Origin of the sequence: Virgisporangium aliadipatigenens, assembly GCF_016863615.1 — a bacterium.
In the GTDB taxonomy this organism is placed as follows: Bacteria; Actinomycetota; Actinomycetes; order Mycobacteriales; family Micromonosporaceae; genus Virgisporangium; species Virgisporangium aliadipatigenens.
The window spans coordinates 134072-154298 of record NZ_BOPF01000020.1 but is presented as its reverse complement, the minus strand read 5'-3'; the positions used below and the strand labels follow the sequence as shown (position 1 = coordinate 154298).

Here is a 20227-nt window from a genome sequence, read left to right as displayed (position 1 = left end):
TCCCACGCCGCTGCGCCGCTGCGTCGATCTTGCAGTTGTGGCGCCCGGAGTATCCGGTTGGTGGCGTTATGCGCCCACCACAACTGCAAGATCGGCGAGGGTCAGCGCGGCGTCGACCCGTGAACGGGCGGCGGGGAGGAGCGGGAGCCGCACCGACGGGGTGGGGATGCGGCCCTGGGCGTGCAGCACGCCCTTGATGACGGTGGGGTTCGGCTCGGCGAAGAGTGCCGTCGACAGCCGCGCCAGCCGGTGCGCCTCCGCCCGGTCGAACACGGCGCCGCCCCGCAGGCCGGGTGCGGCGCCGGCGGTGAGGGCGGCGTAGGACGCCGTGTCAACGAGGGCGGAGGCGAGGATCGCGCCGTGCGCGCCCAGCGCGAGCATCGGGGCGAGCAGTGGATCCGTGGCGGCCAGCACGGCCCACCCGGGCGGCGGCGCGGTGAGCAGGTCCACCGCGTCGGCGTCGATCACCGTCGGCGCGTACTTGACGCCGGTGATCCCGTCGACGGCCGCGAGCCGGCGCAGCGCGGCGGTCGACAGTTCCTGGCCGGTGCGCAGCGGCACGTGGTACACGAGCACCGGCACCGGGCTCCGCGCCGCCAACGCCTCGAAGTAGGCGAGCACGCCGTCCTCACCCGCCCGCACGAAAGGCGGCACCAGGCACAGCGCCGCCGTCGCGGCCGGATACCGGGACAGCGTCGACGGGTCCTCGGTCCCCACCGTCAGCGGCACCTTCCGCGCGGCGCACACGCCGTGCACCACGTCGAGGACGGCCGCCCGCTCGTCGACGCGCAACGCGCCCGGTTCGGCCGTGGTGCCGAGCGCCACCAGACCGCTCGCGCCCTCGTCCAACACCTCGTGCGCCAACGCCTCCAACGCGTCGAGCGCCACCGCCCCCGCCGCGTCGAACGGAGTGATCAACGGAACGTGCACACCCATGCACTTACCCTGCTCGCCAAAACCCGCCAGGTCTACTTCTTGTTTCTAGGCAAAGCCGTAAGGTGAGCTGATGCTCGACGTGCGCCGCCTCCGACTGCTCAGCGACCTCGAACGCCTCGGCACCATCGCCGCCGTCGCGGCCGTGCACTCCTACACGCCGTCGGCCGTCTCCCAACAACTCGCCGCCCTCGAACGTGAGGCCGGCGTCGCGCTGCTGCGGCGAAGCGGCCGGCGGGTGGAGTTCACCGGCGCCGGGCGGGTGCTGGTACGGCGGGCCGCCACGGTGTTCGCGGCGCTGGAGGAGACCACCGCCGCGCTGGCCGCCGTGCGGGAGGGGCCGGCCGGGACCGTGCGCATCGGGGCGTTCCCGACGGCGGTGCGGACCGTGCTGCCCGCCGCGCTCGTGGCGCTCGGACGGGACCATCCCGCGCTCGAACTGTCCGTCAGCGAACTCGACCCGGTCGCGGTGCCCCGTGCGCTGTCCGACCGGCGGCTGGACGTGGGGCTGCTGCACGACTACGACGTCGTGCCGGCCGTGATCGACCCGGCCGTCGAGTCCGTGCCGCTGCTGGAGGAGGCCGTGCATGTGGCCGTTGCGGCGGACGCGCCGTTCGACACGTTCGCCGACACCCGCGAGGTCGACTGGATCCTGGCGGGGCCGGGCACGCTCTGCCACGAGGTGGCGCTGCGGGTCACCCGGAACGCCGGCTTCGCCCCGCGGGCGCGCCATCACGTGGACGACTTCGACGCGGTGCTCGCGCTCGTAGCGGCCGGACAGGGCGTCGCCCTCGTCCCCGAACTCGCCACCGCCACACTCCCCGACGGCGTGCGCCTGCTCGACGCCCCCACCCGCAGACGAACGCGGATCGGCTACCGCCGCGGCGCGTCCGACCACCCGGCGGTGGCCGCCGTCGTCGGCTCTCTCCAGGAGGCCGTCAGGTAGTGGCCCCAAACGCAGGTTATCGAGCCGCCATAACCTGCGTTTCGGGCCACTACCTGACGCGCGCCGGCGGGTGCGTCGACCGCCGACCCAGCCGGCACCGTCGCCGACGGCCGCGCCGCCGATCGCGAGGCGACCGCCATGTCGGGCTGACCGCCGGCGGTCAGGGACTGCCGGTCCCTCCGCCAAGTGGGCCCACCCAGGCGGACTCAGCCTAGCCTCCTAGGATGCTGTAGGCGGTGCGGCACGCCGCACCCTCCGATCAGACTCGCGGCTACGCCGCCGAGGGCCAGCAACGCAGCGCGGAGCGGACGCCCGGCGACGGGCGACCGCCGCGCCGCGCGCTGATCAACGCTCGGCCACGGAGCGAGCAACGCCGCGCCACGCGATGTCCAAAGCTCGGCCATCGAGCGAGCAGCGCCGCCCTCGCGCTAAGCCGTGAGCAGCGCCTGCAGCGCCGGATTGTCGATGTCCGCCGCCAACAAACGCGCCGCCTCCAGCGCCGCGGAGTCCCCCAGCCGATACCGGTGCAGCTGGGCGCGCACGACCAGTTCGCGCATGTCGGCCCGTGCGGCCAGTGCGCCCAGGTCGGCGGTGAGGCGCGCCGCGGCCCCGTGTTCGTCGCGATCCAGCGCCACCCCCGCCGCCGTGTCGAGGACGTGCGCGTGGATCCACTGGTACCGGTCGGGGACCCGGTTGCTGCGCAGCCGCGCCTCGGCGAGCCAGCGGTCGGCCGCCGTCCGGTCGCCGCGGCCGGTGTTCAGCAGGCCGAGGGCGCGCGCCGCCAGCCCCTCCCAGCAGGGGTCGTCCAGCTGGCAGGCGGTCGTCCAGGAGCGTTCGAGTCGGTCGGCGGCGCCGTCGAGATCCCCGGCCGCCATGTCCAGTTCCGCCTTCAGGATCTGGGGGAACGGTGCGAATGCGATCCACCGCTGCTGCTCCACCAGTTCCATCGAATGCGAAAGAGCGGCGGCGGCCTGGCTGCGCTCGGCGCGGAGCAGGTGGGCACGGCCGGCGAGGGCCAGAGAGAACGCCTGCTGTCGAACGTCGCCGGCCCGCGCGGCCCGCGCCACCGACTCCGCGAGGAACCCGAACGCGGCCGGATAGTCCGCGGTGTCGGAGGCGTTCATGCCGCGGACCCCGAGGATGGCGGCGTGCTCGGCGTCGGACGCGGCGATGTCGCTCGCGCGGGCCAGCCACTCCTCGGCGGTGTGCCGCCGCCCGGCCTGCACCTCGACGAACCCCAACTCCCGGTACGCGGCCGCGGCGGTGGCGGCGTCGCCGACCGAAACCGCGTGCCGCGCCGCCTCCTGCAGCAGCACGGCGCCCTCCTCGTCGCGCCCGCGCACGGCGTGCACCAGCGCCGAACCGAGCGCCGCCAACGCGCGCGCCCGCACGGCGGTGTCCCGGCAGCGGCCGGCTTCGCTGACCGCGCGGCGCAGGCACTGCAGCCCGGCGTCGACGGCGCCGGCCGCGATGGCCGCACGTCCCGCCTCGAGCTGGCTGAGGGCCGCCGCGCGGCCGCCGAACGGGGCGAGCATGCCCGTGTCGGGTTCGGCGGCGGCCGCGTCGCGCAGGGCGGGCGTGGCCGCCGCGGAGAGCTCCCGCCGCAACGTGTCCTCGGCGACGGCGACCTGGCGCAGCGCGGCCGCCCGATCGCCGGCCATGGCGAGACACCGCACCAGCAGCTCGTGATTCCCTTCCGCCAACGGGTTGCGGGCCACCACCCGCTCGGCGACGGCCACCGCGTCGGCCGCCCGCCCGGCGGCCAGCAGGGCGACCGCTTCCTGGCGCAGGCGGGCCTCGACCCGGCCGGCGACGCTGTGCCGCTGCACCAGCAACCACGACTCGAACGCCGCACCGGCGGCCGGATCCGCGCCCTCCAACAGCTCCCCGGACCCGCTATCGATGTCCACAGTGGACGATGCGGGGAGGCGCGGGTCGATCGGATCGCCGCGGAAGAGGGTGGTGTCCTGCAGCGCGCGCCGTAGTTCCGCCAGCGTCCAGCGCAGCGCGCCGAGTGGGTCCGCGGCATCGCCGAACAGCAGGCCCGCCAACTGTTTGCGGGACGGCGGCCGGTCGGTCAGCAACAGGTAGGCCAGCAGCGCCCACGCCTTGCGGCCACGCGGCGGCGGGAGCGGCCGCCCGTCGCGCGCGACGGACGGCGGCCCGAGCAGCCGGATCGTGAGCATGTCCCATCATCACCGGCGAACGCCCACGACTTCCAGGTATTCGGCCGGGGCGGCGACGGTCCCGTCCTCCGCCCGGTTGAACTGCCGCGCCACCGCCGCCACGTCGTCGGCGAAGCGGGCGAGTTCGTCGCCGGAGAGCGTGCCCGCCAGCCGCGTCATCGGCCCGTAGAACTCCCGGAACCACGACGAGAAGTGTTCCGGCGACAGGTAGCGGAACACGTAGTGGCGCGGCTCGCGGCTGATCCACTCGACGCGTTCGCCGAAGAGGGCGTCGAGGTGATCCGTGGCGCCCCACAGCGTCGCCGGCCGCACACCCGCCGGCGGCGGCGCCCACTTGGCCACGGTGCGGAACAGTTCACCGATCATCCCCTGCGGGGTCCAGCTCGCCAGCGCGATGCGGCCGCCGACGGCGGTCACGCGCACCAGTTCGTCGGCGGCGCGCTGATGGTCCGGCGCGAACATCACCCCGACGGTGCTCACCGTCAGGTCCCACTGGCCGTCGTCGCACGGCAGCCGCTCGGCGTCGCCCTCGACGAACCTGACCTCCAGGTGCTCGGCGGCGGCCCGTTCGCGCCCCTGCGCGAGGAGGTTCACGGCGTAGTCGACACCGGTCGCGCGGGCGAACCGGCGCGCGGCCGCCAGCGCGGCGTTGCCCTGCCCGCAGGCCACGTCGAGCACCTTCTGCCCGGCGCGGACGTCCGCGGCCTCGAGCAACCGTTCCGCGATGATCTGCAGTGTGTTGCCCACCCGCGGGTAGTCCCCGGTCTCCCAACCGGCCCGCTGGTTCTTCTTGATCGCTTCAAAGTCGGTCATGCGGGCCAGTGCACAGCCCCACCGTGTGAGGGTGCGTGTGAGAGGGTGCCTCGTGGCGTTCTACATTCCGACCGGCGATCCGGACATCCTGGAGGCGACGGTGCATACCGCCGGTCCGTGGGGTCCGGAGGCGCAGCACGGCGGCCCGCCGTCCGCGCTTCTGGTGCGTGCGATGGAACGCCTCGACAGCTCCGTTCCCGGCCCGTCGAGACTGGCCAGGATCACGGTCGACATTCTCGGCCCCGTGCCGGTGGCCCCGGTGCGCGTGAGCGCCACCGTCTCCCGCCCCGGCCGCAGCGTCGAACTCCTCGACGCCGAGCTGTCGGCCGGCGGGCGGGCGTTCATGCGGGCCCGCGCGTGGCGCATCCGCACCGCGGCCGTGGACCTGCCGGGCGACGGCCTCGGTGCCGCACCGCCGCCGCCCGCCTTCCCGGACGAGGACGGCCATCACGGCGGCGGGCTCGGCGGCGGATTCGTGCGTGCGATGCGGTGGCGGCCGGTCAGCGGCGGGTTCGACTCGGTCGGGCCGGCCGTGGTGTGGGCGTGCCGGTCGATGCCGCTCGTCGCGGGGGAGGAGCCGTCCGGCACGCAGCGCCTGATGCTGCTCGCCGACTGCGGCAACGGCCTGAGCCGCGTCTACGACATCGCCTCGCACGTCTTCATCAACACCGACCTGACCGTGCACCTGCACCGCGAACCGGTCGGCGAGTGGCTCTGCATCGAGGCGTCCACGACGGTGGACCCGGGCGGGGTGGGGCTGGCGGCGAGCCGGCTGTTCGACGCGGCGGGCCAGGTCGGCCGGGGCGCCCAGGCCCTGCTGATCACCGCCCGGGGGAGGACCTGATGGATCACCTGATCGTCGCGGCGAAGGCGGCGTTCGACGCGCACGACTGGCCCCGCGCGACGCACCTCTACGAACGCCTCGCCACCGAACACCCGACCGACCCCCGCGTCGCCGACTGGTGGTACGACGCCGCGCTGGCCCAGAAGTTCCTGCGGAACTGGCCGGAGGCGCACCGGCTCGGCAGGCACGCCGTCGCGCACACGCCCGCCGGCACGCAGGACCCCGCCTACTGGAACCTCGGCATCGCCGCCACGATCCAGCGCGACTGGCCGACGGCGCGCGCGGCGTGGGGCGGGTTCGGCATCCCGGTCGCGCCCGGCGAGGGCCCGATCATGGACGGCTACGGGCGCGCCTGCGTGCGCCTGACCGGCGTCGAGGGCCAGGAGGTGGTGTGGATCCAGCGGCTCTGCCCGACCCGGGGCCGGGTGCTCAACGTCCCGTTCGACACGTCGCGCCGCTTCGGCGAGATCGTCGTGCACGACGGGGAGCCGACCGGTCAGCGGGTCGTCGGCGAGCGCACCTTCTCGGTCTTCGACGAGCTGGTGCTCTTCGAGCCGTCGGACCTGCCGACGCTGTCGGTCACGGTGCGCGCCGCCGAGCCGGCCGACCTGGAGGCGCTCGCCGACCTGTTCGGCGAACGGGAACTCGGCTTCGAGCCGCTCGCCAACGGGCAGGTGCTCTGCGCCTGTTGCAGCACCGGGTCGGTGGAGTCGCCGCCGCTCGCCCTCGCCGGCACGCAGCGCTGCCTGCTCGCCGCGCCGCTGTCGACCGCCCGCGACCTGCTGTCCCGGTGGAGTTCCGCCGGGCGTTCCTGGTCCGACCTCCACCTCGCCACCTAGAGCTTCCTTTTCGCGGGTCCGCCGTGGGCACGACCGCTGCCTCCCGGGCCGCACCGCTCCGGGTCGATCCGCTCCGCGTGATCGACCACTCCGCTGCCACGCCCGCGGCCGGGATCAGCGCGCCGCCCACGCGCCGAGGAACTCCTCGCCGAGCGCACGGTCGAGCCCCACGATCGCCGCCCCCCGCAGCGGCCCCCACTCGGCGTGCGCGGCATCCACGACCGGCGGCGGCGCGACCCGCCGGTACGCGATGAGCCCGTCGGCATACGCCCGCGCGAACGCCTCCGCCGCCCCGAGCCGGATCGCCGGACCGAGCCCCCCGAGCGTGACCACGCCGGGATCATGAACGTTCACCAGCCCCGCGATCCCCCCGGCGAGCGCCCGCGCCACGGCACCCACCGCACGACGCGCCCGAACATCGTCCGCGGCCCGCCGCAACACCTCGACGGCGTAGCCGTACGGGTCCGCGGGGGAGGGCTCGCCGAGATGGCGGGCGAGCGCACGCCCGTCGACGTCGAGATCCCAGCATCCACGCGCGCCGCAGGGACACCGCCGGCCGCGGCTCCCGAACGGCAGGTGCCCGTACTCGCCGGCGGCCCCGTGCGCACCCGTCAACGGAAACCCGTCGACGGTCAGGCAGCCCCCGATGCCGACCTCCACGATCAGGTGCAACGCCGTCCCGGCCCCGGTCGCCGCCCCGGTCCGCGCCTCGGCCACCCCGGCGAGGGTCGCATCGTTGCCCACCAGGAACGCCAGGTCCCGAACGCCCGCGGGCGGGTCCTGGAGCACCGCGGTGAGGTCGACCTCACCCCAGCCGAGCGTGCTCGCCTGGACGACGCGGCCGTCGTGGACCGTTGCGGCGACGGCGATCGACACGGCGCGCAGCCGGTGCCCGTAGCGGTCCCGCGCCCGCCCGACCGTACGCCGCAGCGCCTGAACGACGGCCTCCGGGCGGCGTTGCCGGTGGGGTCGGCGACGCGTCCCGTGCAGCCGCCCGTCGACCGTGGCGACCGACACGGCGTAGTCGGCGTGCCGCAGTTCGACGGCGAGCACCACGGGTCCCTCCGGATGCGGCGCCAGCACGGTGGTCGGCCGGCCGCGCCCGTGCACCGGTGCCCGCACCTCGGTGATCAGCCGCAGCTCGCGCATGCGGGCCGTGAGCTCGGTCGCGAACCCGCTCGTCAGCCCCAGTTCCCGCGCGATCTCGGCCCGGGTGGCGTCCGGCCGCCGGAGCAACGCCGCCAGCACCTGCGCGACGGCGTGCCACCGGGAAGCACTTGCCACGGTGCGACCTCCCTGGATTATGCTCGTGTCACGAGGATAATCATGGAACGAGGGCAGGTGGGCGCACGATGGACATCGACGCGGTGCTCTTCGACATGGACGGCACACTGGTCGACTCCGACGCCGCCGTCGAACGCGCGTGGCACGTCTGGTCCGCCGAGCACGGCCTCGACCCGGAAGCGGTGATCGCCGTCGCCCACGGCAGCCCGGCCGAACGCACGATCCACCGGCTGCTGCCGCACCTCGACGACGCGGCCGTCGCGGCGTCCGCGGCGCGCCAACTCGCGCTGCAGTACGACGATCTCTCCGACGTCACGGCCACCGCCGGCGCGCGGCACCTACTGGCGACGCTGGACCGCCTCGAGCTGCCCTGGGCCGTGGTGACCAGCGCGGACACCCGTCTGGCCAAGGCCCGGCTGGCCGCCGCGGGCATCGACGCGCCGGTGCTCGTCACCGTCGACGACGTGCGCGCCGGCAAACCGGACCCGGAGGGCTACCGGCACGCCGCGGACCTGCTGGGCGTCGCCCCCGGGCGCTGTCTCGTCGTCGAGGACGCCGCCGTCGGCGTGGCGGCCGGCCGGGCCGCGGGCGCCAGGACGGCCGGCCTGAAGGGCGTAGCGGCCGACATCCCCCTGCGCGACCTGCGTGACCTGACGGCCCTGCTCACTTCCTGAGCCCCGGCGCCGCGGACGATCGTGCCGGCTAACCGCGGCGGTCGTCGGGCCGATGCCGTGGGCCGGGGGCAATGCCGCGATCCGTTGCGTCACCGTCGGCACGGTGCGGGGTGGCGTGGCCGTCGCGGAGTCGGGCGACCCACGGGTCGGTGCGGGCGCCGCCGCCGCGCGCGAGCCGGACCGCGAGGTCGCGGAAGCTCCACTGTGGATGGTCGGACTCCTGCTGCGCCATCGTCGCCTCCGAATGCCTCGCGCGTGGCGGACGCAGCTACCCGGTGCGTTCGCGGGTAAACCTGGTTCACCCTGCCGTGGCGTACAGTCGCCCGATGGGCGGCAACGCGCGGCTGGAACGCGACCTGGCTACCGAGGAGCAGCAGGACCCGCAGCGGCGTCCCGCGCCGCCCGCCCCGGAGGTGCCCAACCGAGAAATGGCGCAGCTGCTGCCCCAGCTCACCGACCCGGCCCAGTTGGCCGCGCTGCGCCAGTCGGGCGATCCGGCGCTGCTCGCACTGCTGGGGCAGGCCGCGGGGGCGCAGGCCGCGACGGCTCAACAGGCCACGCCGGACCCGGCGACGCTCGCCGAGCGGATCGTGTTCGCCATCGGCATCTGGGAGACCAACCGGGGCGGCGACGCCCCCGCGCCCAAGGAGTCCACATTGGACACCGTCGCGGGGGTGAAGGCGAGCATGAAGTCCGCCGTCCAGGCCACCATGATCTTCGCCGTCGATCTGATCAACCGCTTTCCGTCGTTGCGCGAACGCGCCGATCCGCCGCTGACGAAGACCGAGCTGAAGAAGGCGATCGACCGCTGTCACGGCGTCGACGCGCTGCACGCGGCCGTCGGCAAGGCCGTGGCGAAGGGCACCGACGTCGCGGAGTTCCTCGTCGCGGAGGGCACCCTGGTCGAACAGGCCGGGCTGACCGAGGCGCACGTGCACACCATGTTCGCGGCGGCGGAGCTGAAGAACGAGATCAACGAGATCCGGCCCGAGTACCTGAAGGCCGACAAGAAGGGCAAGGCGAAGATCCGCGCCGAGCTGACCGCCGCGAGCGAACTGGGCATCGACGACAAGAGCCTGAAGGCGTACATCGAGACGCCGACGAAGTGGGGCGAGCACAAGGCCGCCTGGCACCGGGTCGCCGTCAACGCGATGCCGGACGACGTCGGCCCGCGCATCGAGTCCGTCGCCCTGGCCGACGAGGGCACCGCGCTCGCCCTGCCGGAGTACACCCGCCTGGTGAAGGCTGCGGTGGCGGCCGACCCGAAGGCGACCGAGGAGGACATCGTCACGAGCGTCGCCCAGCGCAACAACAGCCGCGAGCCGGCGTACGGCTCCCACGTGTGGGAGATATACAAGAAGCTCTACGTGGGGGCCGTATCCCCAAAAACCCCCACATAAAACCCTGGGGCGGTAACTTCGGCCCGTGGGTTTGTCTCGGCGACGTTTGTGCGGCCTCCTCGCGGCGGCCGCCGCGGGTGTCTCCGGATGCACGGCCGCCACAAAACCCACACGCGCCACAACCCTCTGGTACTGGAGCGGCGGCCTCAGCGAGAAGGTCGTCGCCGACGCGGTGAGCCGGTACGGCGGCGCGGCGGGGCTCAAGCCGCGGCTCGTCGAGGGCAACTACAAGCAGCAGCTCGTGGACGTGCTCACCAGCGGAAAGGACGTGCCGGACATCGCCGGCGTCAAGGGCGAGGACATCGCGTCACTGCTGCCGCGCGCCGACCGGTTCGTCGACCTGAACACGCTCGGCGCGAAGGACGTCGCCACCGAGTACCTGCAGTGGAAGTGGCAGCAGGGCAGCACGATCGACAACCGCCTCGTGGGGTTCCCGATCGACATCGGGCCGACCGCGCTCTTCTACCGGCGCGACCTCTTCGAACGGGCCGGCCTGCCGGCCGAGCCCGCCGACGTCTCGGCGCGCCTGCGGGACTGGGAGTCCTATCTGCGCGCCGGCGAGCAGCTGCGGCGCGCGCTGCCCGAGGTCAGCCTGGTCAAGAACGCCAAGGAGGTCTTCTCGAACGTCCTGGGCCAGGGCGACACCCGGTTCGTCGACCCGACCAACCACTTCGTCGGCGACGGCGCACACATCCGCGCCGCCTGGGACACGGCGGTACGCGCGCACGCGCTCGGCGTGAGCGCACGGATCCAGGGCGACACCACGGACGCCTGGACCAAGGCCGTCGCCAACGGGCTCCTCGCCTCCGAACTCGGCGCGGCGTGGCACGCCCTCGACATCGAGCAGCAGGCGCCGGAGACCAAGGGGCTGTGGCGGGTGGCGGCCGGCCCCGCCGCGGGCGCGAACGTCGGCGGCTCGTTCCTCGCCATCCCGGCCGCCGGCGCGGACCACGCGAAGGCGTTCGAGATCGTGAAGTGGATCCTGAGCCCGGAGAACCAGGCGCGCGGCTTCGCCGAGGCGGCGCTGTTCCCCTCGGCGCCCTCGGCGTACTCGATGCCGGCGCTCACGGCACCCGACGAGTTCTTCGGCGGCCAGGTGACGAGCGAGGTGTTCGCCGCGTCGGCCAAGCAGGCGCGGCTCGCCTACGAGGCGCCCGCCGACGCCGCCATCTACCAGGTGTACGTGGACGAGCTGGTGAACGTCGAGGAGAAGGGCAAGCCCGCCGACACCGCGTGGAACGACGCGGTCGCCGCCGGCCGCCGGCTCGCCGCCAGCCTGGGCGTCAACTGAACCCCGTGCGGCCGCTCAGACGCTCGCGTCGGAGAGCGGCCGCAGGTGCCGCCCCGGGTCGGTGACGATGTCGTCGACCTGCGGCCGGAACCAGTTCTGGCGGGAGAAGAGCCAGGTCTGGCGGTCGATCACGGCGTCCACGTTGCCCCGGTCGACGACCAGGCCGGGCACCTCGATCCAGCCGCGCGGCAGCGCCACCCCGACGCGGGCCTGCAGCGCCTGGAGCCGGCCGGCGATCGCGCCCTGCAGGAAGTGTTCGGGGGAGACCAGGGAGAGGTCGCCGCTGCGCACGGCGAGCAGCAGCGGCATGTCGACGCCGAACGAGCCGGCCACCCAGGTCGCGTGGCGCTCCTGGCGCAGTGCCGCGAGGTTGCGGCCGTCCGCCTCGCCGGTGCCGAGAAAGGCGACGGCGTCCGGGTTCGCGGCGAGGAGCACCTCCCACGCCTCCCGGTTCGCGGTCGGGTCCATTTTCGTGTCGAACGGGCCGAGGACGCGCGCGTTCGGGAACCGTTCGCGCAGTTCGTCGCGGACGCCGTTGACGCGCTTGTCGATGGTGGGCATGCCGGGCACGTTGGCCCCGAGGACGATGACGCCGGAGGTGTCTCTCGGCAGCCGCGCCGCCACCTGGCCGGCGAGGAGGCGGCCGAGCCGGTAGTTGTCGTTCCCCACGAAAAGGCGGACGCCGGATCCGACGGCCGGCGCGCAGGCGACGGCGAGGACCGGGACGCCGGCCGCTGTCGTCTCCGCGAGCGGCGCGGCGAGCAGCTCGGGGCTCTGGGTGAAGACGGCGAGCCCGCTCGGCGGCGCGGTCCGATAGCCGCGCAGCAGCTCGACCTGGTGGCCCGGGTCGCCGATCTCCGGCCCCTCCTGGACGTGCGCGGTCCGGCCGATGTCCTCGACGCCGGTGGCGAAGCCCTCGGCGAGTTCCTGCACGAACGGCTGCCGCATGTTGACGGCGAGCAGGGCCACGGGCGCGTGCGGCAACGGCGGCGCTGCGGCACCCGAGATGCCGCACAGTCCGGCCACGGCCATGACCGCCATCGCCGCCGACGTGAGGATCCGCACGACTGTGTGATCGGAGCCGGGCGCGCCGGGGTGAGACCTTCCCGCGGCCGGTACGGCTCAACTGCTCCCGCGCGCGGACGATGGACACGCTGAGTCATCGGGGGTGTCCATGCGGTTCACGTGGTTGCGCTCGCGCGCTGTCGCGCGTGCCGCGGTCGCGGCGCTCGCGGTCGGCCTGGCGGTGCTCGCCGGGCTGGCGGTCGTGAGCACGCAGAACACCGCCCGCGCCGCCGAACGGATCGCCTCCAACGAGCGGATCAGCCAGCAGTGGAACGAGGTCTACCTGGCGATCAGCATCGAGTACGAGAACCTCGTCGACTTCGTCCGCGCCGACAGCCTCATCGGCCGGCAACCCCTGATCGCCTCCATCGGCTCCGCGGAGGCGAACCTCCGCTGGCTCAACGCCCACGGCACCCCCGCCGACGTGCAACGGGCACAGGAACTGCAGAACACCTACGGCGGCTACAGCTACACCCTGCGCCGCCTGGTCGACGCCGACGACCGGGGCGACCGGGCGCAGGTGCTGCGCGACGCCGAACAGGCCGGGCTGAGCGCCTCCGCGCTGCGCAAGCAGGCCGCGGTGAGCGTCGCCCGCAAGCGGCTGGAGATCGGCGCCGTGCTCCAGGACACGCAGCGGACCACCGATCGGCTGCGCGTCGCGGTCGAGGTCTTCTCCGCCGTCGACCTCGGCCTGGTGCTGCTGTGCGCGGTGGTGCTGCTGATGTACCAGCGGCGCACCGAACGCCAGTCCGCCGAGAACCGTTACCGCGCCTCGCACGACGGGCTGACCGGCGTCGCCAACCGGGATCTGATGGTCGAACGCACCGACGCGATGATCGCCGCCGCCGACCGCTGCGACGGGACCGTCGGGCTGCTCCTGCTGGACCTCAACCGGTTCAAGGAGGTCAACGACACCCTCGGGCACCACTACGGCGACCTGCTGCTGAAGGTCGTCGCCGAACGCCTCACCGGCGCGGCCCGCTCCGACGACGTGGTGGCCCGCCTCGGCGGCGACGAGTTCGCGGTGCTCCTGCCGGACGTGGGCTCGACGGCCGACCTGATGTCGATCGGCGAACGCTTCCTCACCGCCCTCAACGGCATCGCCGACCTCGACGGCATCTCCGTCGACGTGAGCGCCAGCATCGGCGCCTCGCTGTACCCGCGGGTCAGCTCCTCGGCGACCGAACTCCTCCAGCACGCCGACATCGCCATGTACGCCGCCAAGCGCGGGCACCTCGGCGTCACGATGTACAACCCGGAGGCCGACGACCACAGCTTCGAACGCCTCTCCGTGCTCGGCGAGCTGCGCCGCGCCATCGAGACCGGCGAGCTGGAGCTGCACTACCAGCCGAAGGTGCGCACGCACACCCGCGAACTGTGCGGCGTCGAGGCGCTGGTGCGCTGGCGGCACCCGACGCGCGGACTGCTGGGGCCGGACAAGTTCATCCCGGTGGCGGAGCAGAGCGACCTGATGCTGCCGCTGACCGAGGCGGTGTTGGCGGCCGCGCTCGCGCAGCACCGCGCGTGGCTGAACGACGGCCTGCGGCTGCCCGTCGCCGTCAACGTCGGCGCCGCCTGCCTGCTCGACCCCGGGTTCCCGGACCGGGTGGCGCTGCTGCTGAGGGAGTACGCCGTCACGGCCGGCCAGCTGACCGTGGAGATCACCGAGAGCGCGATGGTGACCGACGCGGCCCGCGCCGCGGCGACCCTGTCCGCCCTGCGCGAGCTCGGCGTGCGGCTGTCCATCGACGACTTCGGCACCGGCTACTCGTCGATGGGCTACCTGCAGACGATGCCGCTCGACGAACTGAAGATCGACCGGCAGTTCACGGCGAAGCTGCGTTCGGGGCCGAGCGGGCGGGCCATCGTCGGCGCCATCGTCGAACTGGCGCACGCGCTCTCGCTCGACGTGGTCGTGGAGGGCGTCGAGGACGAGGAGACGCTGACGACGGTGGCGGGGCTGCACTGCGAGATCGCGCAGGGGTACCACGTGTGCCGGCCGCTGCCGGCCGACGCGCTCGCCGAGTGGGCGACGAAGTACCGCGTGTTCGCCTGAGCAGCGCTCGAGTGGTGGGGCGTTGCGCCGGTCAAAGCGTCGTCATGACCAGCTTTTCGCCCCACCACCTGCTACACCGGCTCGGAGCGGATCATGCGCACCAGCGCGCGGAGGCCGGTGATCAGCTCCTGGTGGTTGCTCATACCGTCGACGGTGTCCTCGAAGCGGCGCGTCATCCGGTCGATGCTCCGGCGCAGCTGCGCGACCTCCTCGGCCCTGCGGCGCGCCGCGTCCTCATCGGCCTCGCGGGCCGCCTCGAGGCTTTGCAGTTGAGTCTGGAGCCCATGCACCTGGGCGCGCAGCGAGACCACGTCGTCGTGCGGGAACGTGCTGTCCCGGCCCAGCGTGGTGATGCGTTCGCGCAGGTGCGCGAAGTACGCGCCGGACGGGCGCGCGGCGGTGCTCAGCAGGAACAGCCCCGCCACGTACAGGCCGACCACCTCGCCGGCGATGTGCGCGGCGACGGCCGTCACGCCGGCGCTGACCATGTGCGCGGCGATCGCGAAGCCGAGCATGCGCCGGGCGATGACGCGCGCCTCGTCCTCGTCCTTCGCCAGGACGTCGATCCCGCGTTCCCGCGAACGGGCCATGCCGGCGACGACGCCGCGCGCCGCGAAGTAGAGGTTCCACGGAACTGTCACGAGGACGGCCGCCCACATCAGCGCGGCCAGGGCGGCCCCGACCGAGATGAGGGTCTGCGCCGGGACACCGGCGAGGCGCCCCAACCATACGAACAACAGCGTCACCGCGGCACCCGCGACGACCACCGACCACCAGCGCGTCATGCGCACGAGCATCGCCGGTCGAGTATCCGTACGCATGCGTACGGATACTCAACCCCGCTGAGTAGACCTACGCCACCTGGACGTGGAACGTCTTCTCGACGAGCCCCGCGATCCGGCGCAGTTCCGCCAGCGTCGGCGCGGTGATCAGCGCCTCCGCGTAGATGTTCTCGCGGTGCAGCGTGGTCACCTCGAAGCCGGGCTGCACGTAGCCGAGCACGACGCCCTCGATGCCCAACCATTCGTCCACTGTGGACGAGTCGACCACGGTGCCCGTCTCGTGCAGGTCGAACGGCCGCATCCCGTACAGCTGTTCGCTCTGCCGGACGTCGGCACAGTCCACTGTGTACGAACGGTCGAGGGCCATCATGAGCGTCTCCCAGAACGGGTCGACCCCGCAGGAGCGCAGGATCGCCGCCCGGTAGAGCCGGCCGCCCGGGCGGGCGTTCACCTCGAGCACCTCGACCCGGCCGTCGGCGAGTGCGCGCCCCTCGACGTGCAGCCACAGGCCGGACAGGTCCACCGCGCCGCAGAGCGTGCCGATGATGTCGACCAGGGTCGCGACGGCCGGCCGCACGTGCGGGGTCTGCGGCGGCGCCACGAGCAGTCCCGAGTCGTGGTGGCGTTCCTCGTCGTGGTCCGGTTTCTCGACGGCGAACAGCCCGACGAAGCGGCCGTCGACGACCGGCCCGTCGACGGAGAACTCCACCCCGTCGAGGTACTCCTCCACGATGACGTCGAAGTCGTCCCCCTCGGCGGCCGCCAGGGCGGCGACCCGTTCGCGCAGCTGCGCGGGATCGTCGGCGCGCAGCACCATGCGCGACGCGCCGGACTTGCGGGACGGCTTCACGATCACCGGGAACGCCGTCACGCCGGACGTGTCGAGCGAACCGGCCCGGCCGGCCACGGCGTGCACCGTGGAGCGGCCGAGCTCGCGCAGCAGCGCCCGCACCTTCGCCTTGTCGCCGAGGATCGCCCGGCCCTCCGCGGCGCCCGGCAGGCCGTAGTGCTTGGACACCGCGACCTGCCAGGGCACGAGCGACTCGACCATGTTCACCACGGCCGCCGGTGTCACGCCGGCCGCCGAGAGGGTCGACTCCACGTCGTCGAGGACGGCGGTGTCCCAGTCGACGACGAGGTGCAGGCCGCACGCGTCCCGGTTCGGGTCATCGGGCGACTCCGACAGCAGCACCGGCCGCGCGCCGAGCTGCGTGACCAGTTCGGCGAGGGGGCGGACCCCTCCGGCGCCCCGGCCGGAGAGGATCAGGATGTCCACCGCTCAGCCCGCCAGCATCGCCCGGACGGTCCGCTTGCGCAGCACGTCCATCAGGGTCAGGTTGAACCCGTCCTGCCGCGACCTGCTCACCAGCCGCGCGGCGGCGATGCTGGTGCCGCCGAGGGCGATGAAGTCGTCGTCGATGCCGACGCTCGACGCTCCGGTCAGTTCGCCGATCATGCGGCACAGCGCCGACTCGCGGGGATCGCGGGCCGCCGTCGCCGCCGTCGCGCCGACCAGCTCCCGTTCGGGGAGCGCGGCCCGGTCGACCTTGCCGTTGGCGGTCAGCGGGAGGGCGTCGAGGATGACGAAGCCGGCCGGGATCATGTACTCCGGCAGGCGTTCGGCGAGGTGGGCGCGGAGCGTGTCGAGATCCGGCGCACCCGCCCCGGCCGGCACCAGATAGGCGACCAGGTGGGACTTGCCGCGGCCGTCCGGACGGGCCACCACGACGGCGTGCGCGGCGCGGCCGCTGCCGACGATCGCGGACTCGACCTCGCCCGGTTCGATGCGGTAGCCGTTGACCTTGACCTGGTCGTCGAAGCGGCCCAGGTATTCCAGGTCGCCGTCGGCGTTGCGGCGGACCCGGTCGCCGGTGCGGTACATGCGCGTCCCGTCGGGACCCGTCACGAACCGCGCCTCGGTCAGGTCGTCCCGCCCCAGGTAGCCCCGCGCCAGCTGGGCCCCGGCGATGTACAGCTCCCCTTCCTCGACCTCGCGCAGGTCCGCGTCGAGCACGTACAACGTGGTGCCCGCCGTGGGGCGGCCGATCGGCACCGGGCCCGGGCCGACCGGGTCGCCGGGTGCCAGTTCGAACACGCAGCAGCCGACGGTCGCCTCGGTCGGCCCGTACTCGTTGACGACGGTCACCCACGGGTTCTTCTCCCGCCACGGCTGCACCGCCCGGCCGAGCAGGGCCTCGCCGCCGATCACCAGTTGTCCGGTGGGGGAGTAGTGCTCCGGGAGTTCCCGCAGAATCGCCAGATGGGACGGCGTCACCTTGAGCAGGGTCGGGCGCAGCCCGGGGTCGATGACCGACTCGCCCGAGGCGGCGGCGCGCAGGTCCGCCACGACGATCCGCCCGCCGGTGACGAGCGGTCCGTAGACACTCGTCACCGCCATGTCGAACGACACCGACGAGTGCAGCAGCACCGTCCCCGAGATGCCCGGGTAGTTGGCCACCACGTGGTCGAGATACACGCCCAGGGCGGCGTGGTCCACGACGACGCCCTTCGGCAGCCCGCTCGAACCGGACGTGTAGATGACGTACGCCGGATCGTCCTGCGCGAGCGGCCGCAGCCGGTCGGCGTCGGTCGGCGCGGTGACCGGGCAGGCGGCCATCGCGGTCTCCGTCCCGCGGTCGCCGAGCAGCACCACGCGGGCGCCGCCGGCCGGGGCGTCCGCGCGGGACGTGACCAGCACGGACGCGCCGCTGTCGGCGAGCACGTGCGCGACCCGGGCGGCCGGGTCCTGCACGTCCAGCGGCACGTAGCCGGCGCCGGCCTTCAGCACGGCCAGCAGCGTCGCGACGAGGTCCGTCTCTCGGTCCACGAGCACCGCGACGAACTGCCCCGGCCCCACCCCGGTACGGATCAGGTGGTGCGCGATCTGGTTGGCGCGCACGTCCAGCCCGAGGTACGTGAGCCGGGTGGCACCGCTGATCACGGCGAGCGCGTCCGGCGTGCGGCCCGCCTGCTGTTCGAACCTGTCGGGCGTGGTCATCGCGGGACTCCGTCTCCGGTGGCGATCAGTGCCAGGGCCATCGTCGCGACCTCCCTGTCGCGTAGCAGTTCGGCGCGGGTCAGCGGGAAGACCCGCTCGCCGGGGACGAAGCCGAGGCCGGCCTGTTCCCGGGCGGTGAGCGCGGACGCGTGCGCCCACGCCGGACGCAGCTCCACCTCGCGGGCCGCGCTCAGGTAGGTGACGTACGCCCGGAACAGCCCGGTGAGCTGCTCGCCGACGTCCGGCGGGATGCCGTACCGCTCGAACGCGGTGTCGCACGCCGTCAGGTACATCGCGAGATACTCCGCGCTGACCGCGTCGAAGTCGTCCCCGTGCGCCTCCCGCGCGGCGCGGGCCCCGTCGCGCAGCGCCTGGCGTTCCTCGTCGGTGAGGACGGTCATCCCCTCGACGATGCCGCCGAAGTCGCGGTCGAGAGTGTCCACTGTGGGCAGTCCCGGGTTGAAGAGCACGACGGGCGGCCGGGTGCCGGTGTCGGCCTCGACGAGGTCGGCCAGCGCGCAGGCGTAGACGCTGCCGGCGCAGTAGCCCAGGATCGCGTGTACGGGCGCGCCCGGCGGTGTCCGCCACCGGTCCAGATAGTCCTGCGGCTTGCCCGCCTCCGCCGGCGGCACGGCGTGCCACACGTCGAGGTCGTCGGGGAGCAGCCGGACCAGGTCGCGGAAGGTCGCCTCCTTGCGGCCGCTGCCGTCGAAGTCGACCGCCAGGACCGTGCCGCCGGTGCCGTTCCCGGAGATCCGGGTCCATCCGTTGATTTCGATGTCACTCATGTCCGTCCTCCTAGGCGTTCGCGGGAGCGGGCTCGGCCGTCTTCGGCTTCAGGCCCAGTTCCTCGGTGAACGACTTGTTGCGGAACGCCAGCGCCATCACCACACCCGGCCCGGCGGCGAGCGCCACCATGAGGCCGATCAGCGGGTGGTACAGCCCGGCGACGAGCATCGGACCGGCGAGTGCCGCACCGGCCGGCGATGTGCTGTTCATCAGCGTCCGCATGAACGTCATCATCCGGCCGCGCAGTTCGACCGGGATCCGCGCGACCCGGATCACCTGCGACGAGACGGTCATCGGCCCGGAGAACAGGCTGTTGACGGCCACGGCGAGCAGCACCGGCCACAGCCCCGGCAGGAACAGCAGGAACAGCGCCGCGCCGGAGACGATCTGCAGCAGGCCGATGTTGCGCATCTGCTTGTCCTTCGGCTTGATCACGCCGGCCAGGATCGACCCGATGAGGCTCGCGCCGTTGTTGACGCCGAGGATGATGCCGAGCGTGGTGGCGCCGCCCTCGAGAATGTCCGAGGCGAGCCACGGTTGGACGACGCGCATCATGCCCATGGCGCCGTTGAACAACGCGAACGCCAGCGTGATGCTCAGCAGCACCAGGTCCTTGCGCAGCAGCCGGAAGACCGGCCCCCAGCCGAAGTTGGCGAGAACGCCGGGGCCCTCCTTGACGTGTTCGGGGCGCGGCAGCCGGTTCTTCATGGCCAGGATGCAGCCGGCGAAGAGCAGGTACGACAGCGCGTCGAAGACCAGCACGGCCGGGGCGTCCCAGGCGGCGATCATCGCGCCACCCAGGACCGGCCCGATCATCTGGGCGGCGTCGAACGCGATCGACTCCAGCGCCGCCGCGGTGTGGATCTTGTCCTTGGGAACGATGTCCGGCACCACGGCCGGCACCGCGCCCAACGGCACGATCTTCAGCAGGCCGTAGACCGCCGCCACGATGTACAGGTGCCACAGGTGCACCGAGTCGGCCCAGGCGGCCAGCGGCACCGACGCGACGACCACGGCGCGCAGCACGCTGTCGGAGACGAGCAGGAACCGGCGCGAGAACCGGTCGATGATCGGCCCGACGAACGTGCCGCCGATGATGACCGGCAACGTGTAGCAGATGGCGAGCACGCCGACCGCTTTCGCGTCGCCGAGCGTGATGGCCATCCAGGCGAGCGCGGTCCACGTGGCGCCGTCGCCGAGGAGGTTGATGACCGAGCCGCCCCAGATCAGGCGATAGTCGCGATGGTCGCGCAGGATGGTGAAGTAGTCCCTCATCGGGGCGATTCCTCTGCTGGTGTGAGTCGGTCTGCTGGTGTGGGTCGGGCGG

Annotated in this window: 18 protein-coding genes; 7 read left to right on the top strand and 11 right to left on the bottom strand. The window is 73.3% G+C overall.

Annotation, left to right across the window (positions count from 1 at the left end; genetic code table 11):
- Positions 1-66: 66 nt before the first annotated feature.
- Positions 67-936 carry a dihydrodipicolinate synthase family protein gene (locus Val02_RS26235; protein ID WP_203901873.1) on the bottom strand — a complete coding sequence of 290 codons (870 nt, stop codon included), beginning with the start codon at positions 934-936 and terminating at the stop codon, positions 67-69.
- A gap of 70 nt (positions 937-1006) precedes the next feature.
- Here Val02_RS26235 and Val02_RS26230 point away from each other — a divergent pair, with 70 nt between their 5' ends.
- Positions 1007-1879, top strand: coding sequence for a LysR substrate-binding domain-containing protein (locus tag Val02_RS26230; RefSeq protein ID WP_203901872.1), 873 nt, complete (start codon positions 1007-1009; stop codon positions 1877-1879).
- 428 nt (positions 1880-2307) lie between these two features.
- Here Val02_RS26230 and Val02_RS26225 read toward each other — a convergent pair whose 3' ends face one another.
- Together Val02_RS26225 and Val02_RS26220 are read right to left on the bottom strand one after the other, a co-directional pair.
- Positions 2308-4065 carry an AfsR/SARP family transcriptional regulator gene (locus Val02_RS26225; protein WP_203901871.1) on the bottom strand — a complete coding sequence of 586 codons (1758 nt, stop codon included), beginning with the start codon at positions 4063-4065 and terminating at the stop codon, positions 2308-2310.
- A gap of 9 nt (positions 4066-4074) precedes the next feature.
- Positions 4075-4878: a class I SAM-dependent methyltransferase gene (locus Val02_RS26220; protein ID WP_203901870.1), complete on the bottom strand. Its 804-nt coding sequence runs from the start codon at positions 4876-4878 to the stop codon at positions 4075-4077.
- A gap of 52 nt (positions 4879-4930) precedes the next feature.
- Between Val02_RS26220 and Val02_RS26215 the strand changes: the two genes are divergently transcribed.
- Together Val02_RS26215 and Val02_RS26210 are read left to right on the top strand one after the other, a co-directional pair.
- A complete protein-coding gene (locus Val02_RS26215; protein WP_239153333.1) occupies positions 4931-5722 on the top strand; it encodes a thioesterase family protein in 792 nt (263 codons plus the stop codon).
- Positions 5722-6561 (top strand): tetratricopeptide repeat protein, encoded by an 840-nt coding sequence (locus Val02_RS26210; RefSeq protein ID WP_203901868.1) that lies wholly within the window; start codon positions 5722-5724, stop codon positions 6559-6561. The genes Val02_RS26215 and Val02_RS26210 overlap by 1 nt, the downstream gene beginning before the upstream one ends.
- Positions 6562-6675: 114 nt before the next feature.
- On the opposite strand, the gene Val02_RS26205 is transcribed toward Val02_RS26210, so the two are convergent.
- Complete coding sequence (locus tag Val02_RS26205) at positions 6676-7845, bottom strand: ROK family transcriptional regulator (RefSeq protein ID WP_239153332.1); 1170 nt, start codon at positions 7843-7845, stop codon at positions 6676-6678.
- A 68-nt stretch (positions 7846-7913) separates the two neighbouring features.
- Here Val02_RS26205 and Val02_RS26200 point away from each other — a divergent pair, with 68 nt between their 5' ends.
- Positions 7914-8519: an HAD-IA family hydrolase gene (locus tag Val02_RS26200; RefSeq protein ID WP_203901867.1), complete on the top strand. Its 606-nt coding sequence runs from the start codon at positions 7914-7916 to the stop codon at positions 8517-8519.
- A gap of 28 nt (positions 8520-8547) precedes the next feature.
- On the opposite strand, the gene Val02_RS26195 is transcribed toward Val02_RS26200, so the two are convergent.
- Entirely contained in the window at positions 8548-8751 is a 204-nt protein-coding gene (locus Val02_RS26195) for a hypothetical protein (protein ID WP_203901866.1), read from the bottom strand.
- Between the two features lie 94 nt (positions 8752-8845).
- Here Val02_RS26195 and Val02_RS26190 point away from each other — a divergent pair, with 94 nt between their 5' ends.
- Both Val02_RS26190 and Val02_RS26185 read left to right on the top strand, forming a co-directional pair.
- Positions 8846-9919 carry a hypothetical protein gene (locus Val02_RS26190; RefSeq protein WP_203901865.1) on the top strand — a complete coding sequence of 358 codons (1074 nt, stop codon included), beginning with the start codon at positions 8846-8848 and terminating at the stop codon, positions 9917-9919.
- Positions 9920-9944: 25 nt separating this feature from the next.
- On the top strand, positions 9945-11210 hold the full coding sequence (locus Val02_RS26185) for an ABC transporter substrate-binding protein (protein WP_203901864.1): 1266 nt from the start codon (positions 9945-9947) through the stop codon (positions 11208-11210).
- Positions 11211-11225: 15 nt separating this feature from the next.
- On the opposite strand, the gene Val02_RS26180 is transcribed toward Val02_RS26185, so the two are convergent.
- Positions 11226-12275 (bottom strand): sugar ABC transporter substrate-binding protein, encoded by a 1050-nt coding sequence (locus Val02_RS26180; RefSeq protein WP_203901863.1) that lies wholly within the window; start codon positions 12273-12275, stop codon positions 11226-11228.
- A gap of 109 nt (positions 12276-12384) precedes the next feature.
- Between Val02_RS26180 and Val02_RS26175 the strand changes: the two genes are divergently transcribed.
- Positions 12385-14331, top strand: a complete 1947-nt coding sequence (locus tag Val02_RS26175) for a putative bifunctional diguanylate cyclase/phosphodiesterase (protein WP_203901862.1) — start codon at positions 12385-12387, stop codon at positions 14329-14331.
- 71 nt (positions 14332-14402) lie between these two features.
- Here Val02_RS26175 and Val02_RS26170 read toward each other — a convergent pair whose 3' ends face one another.
- The 5 genes from Val02_RS26170 to Val02_RS26150 all read right to left on the bottom strand — a co-directional run bounded on the left by Val02_RS26170 (position 14403) and on the right by Val02_RS26150 (position 20175).
- Positions 14403-15116 (bottom strand): hypothetical protein, encoded by a 714-nt coding sequence (locus tag Val02_RS26170; protein WP_203901861.1) that lies wholly within the window; start codon positions 15114-15116, stop codon positions 14403-14405.
- 67 nt (positions 15117-15183) lie between these two features.
- On the bottom strand, positions 15184-16389 hold the full coding sequence (locus tag Val02_RS26165) for an ATP-grasp domain-containing protein (RefSeq protein WP_203901860.1): 1206 nt from the start codon (positions 16387-16389) through the stop codon (positions 15184-15186).
- 3 nt (positions 16390-16392) lie between these two features.
- On the bottom strand, positions 16393-18111 hold the full coding sequence (locus Val02_RS26160; RefSeq protein ID WP_203901859.1) for a non-ribosomal peptide synthetase: 1719 nt from the start codon (positions 18109-18111) through the stop codon (positions 16393-16395).
- Positions 18108-18899: a hypothetical protein gene (locus Val02_RS26155; RefSeq protein WP_203901858.1), complete on the bottom strand. Its 792-nt coding sequence runs from the start codon at positions 18897-18899 to the stop codon at positions 18108-18110. Before Val02_RS26155 ends, Val02_RS26160 begins: the two co-directional genes overlap by 4 nt.
- A 10-nt stretch (positions 18900-18909) precedes the next feature.
- Positions 18910-20175, bottom strand: a complete 1266-nt coding sequence (locus Val02_RS26150) for an MFS transporter (protein WP_203901857.1) — start codon at positions 20173-20175, stop codon at positions 18910-18912.
- Between the last annotated feature and the right edge of the window lie 52 nt (positions 20176-20227).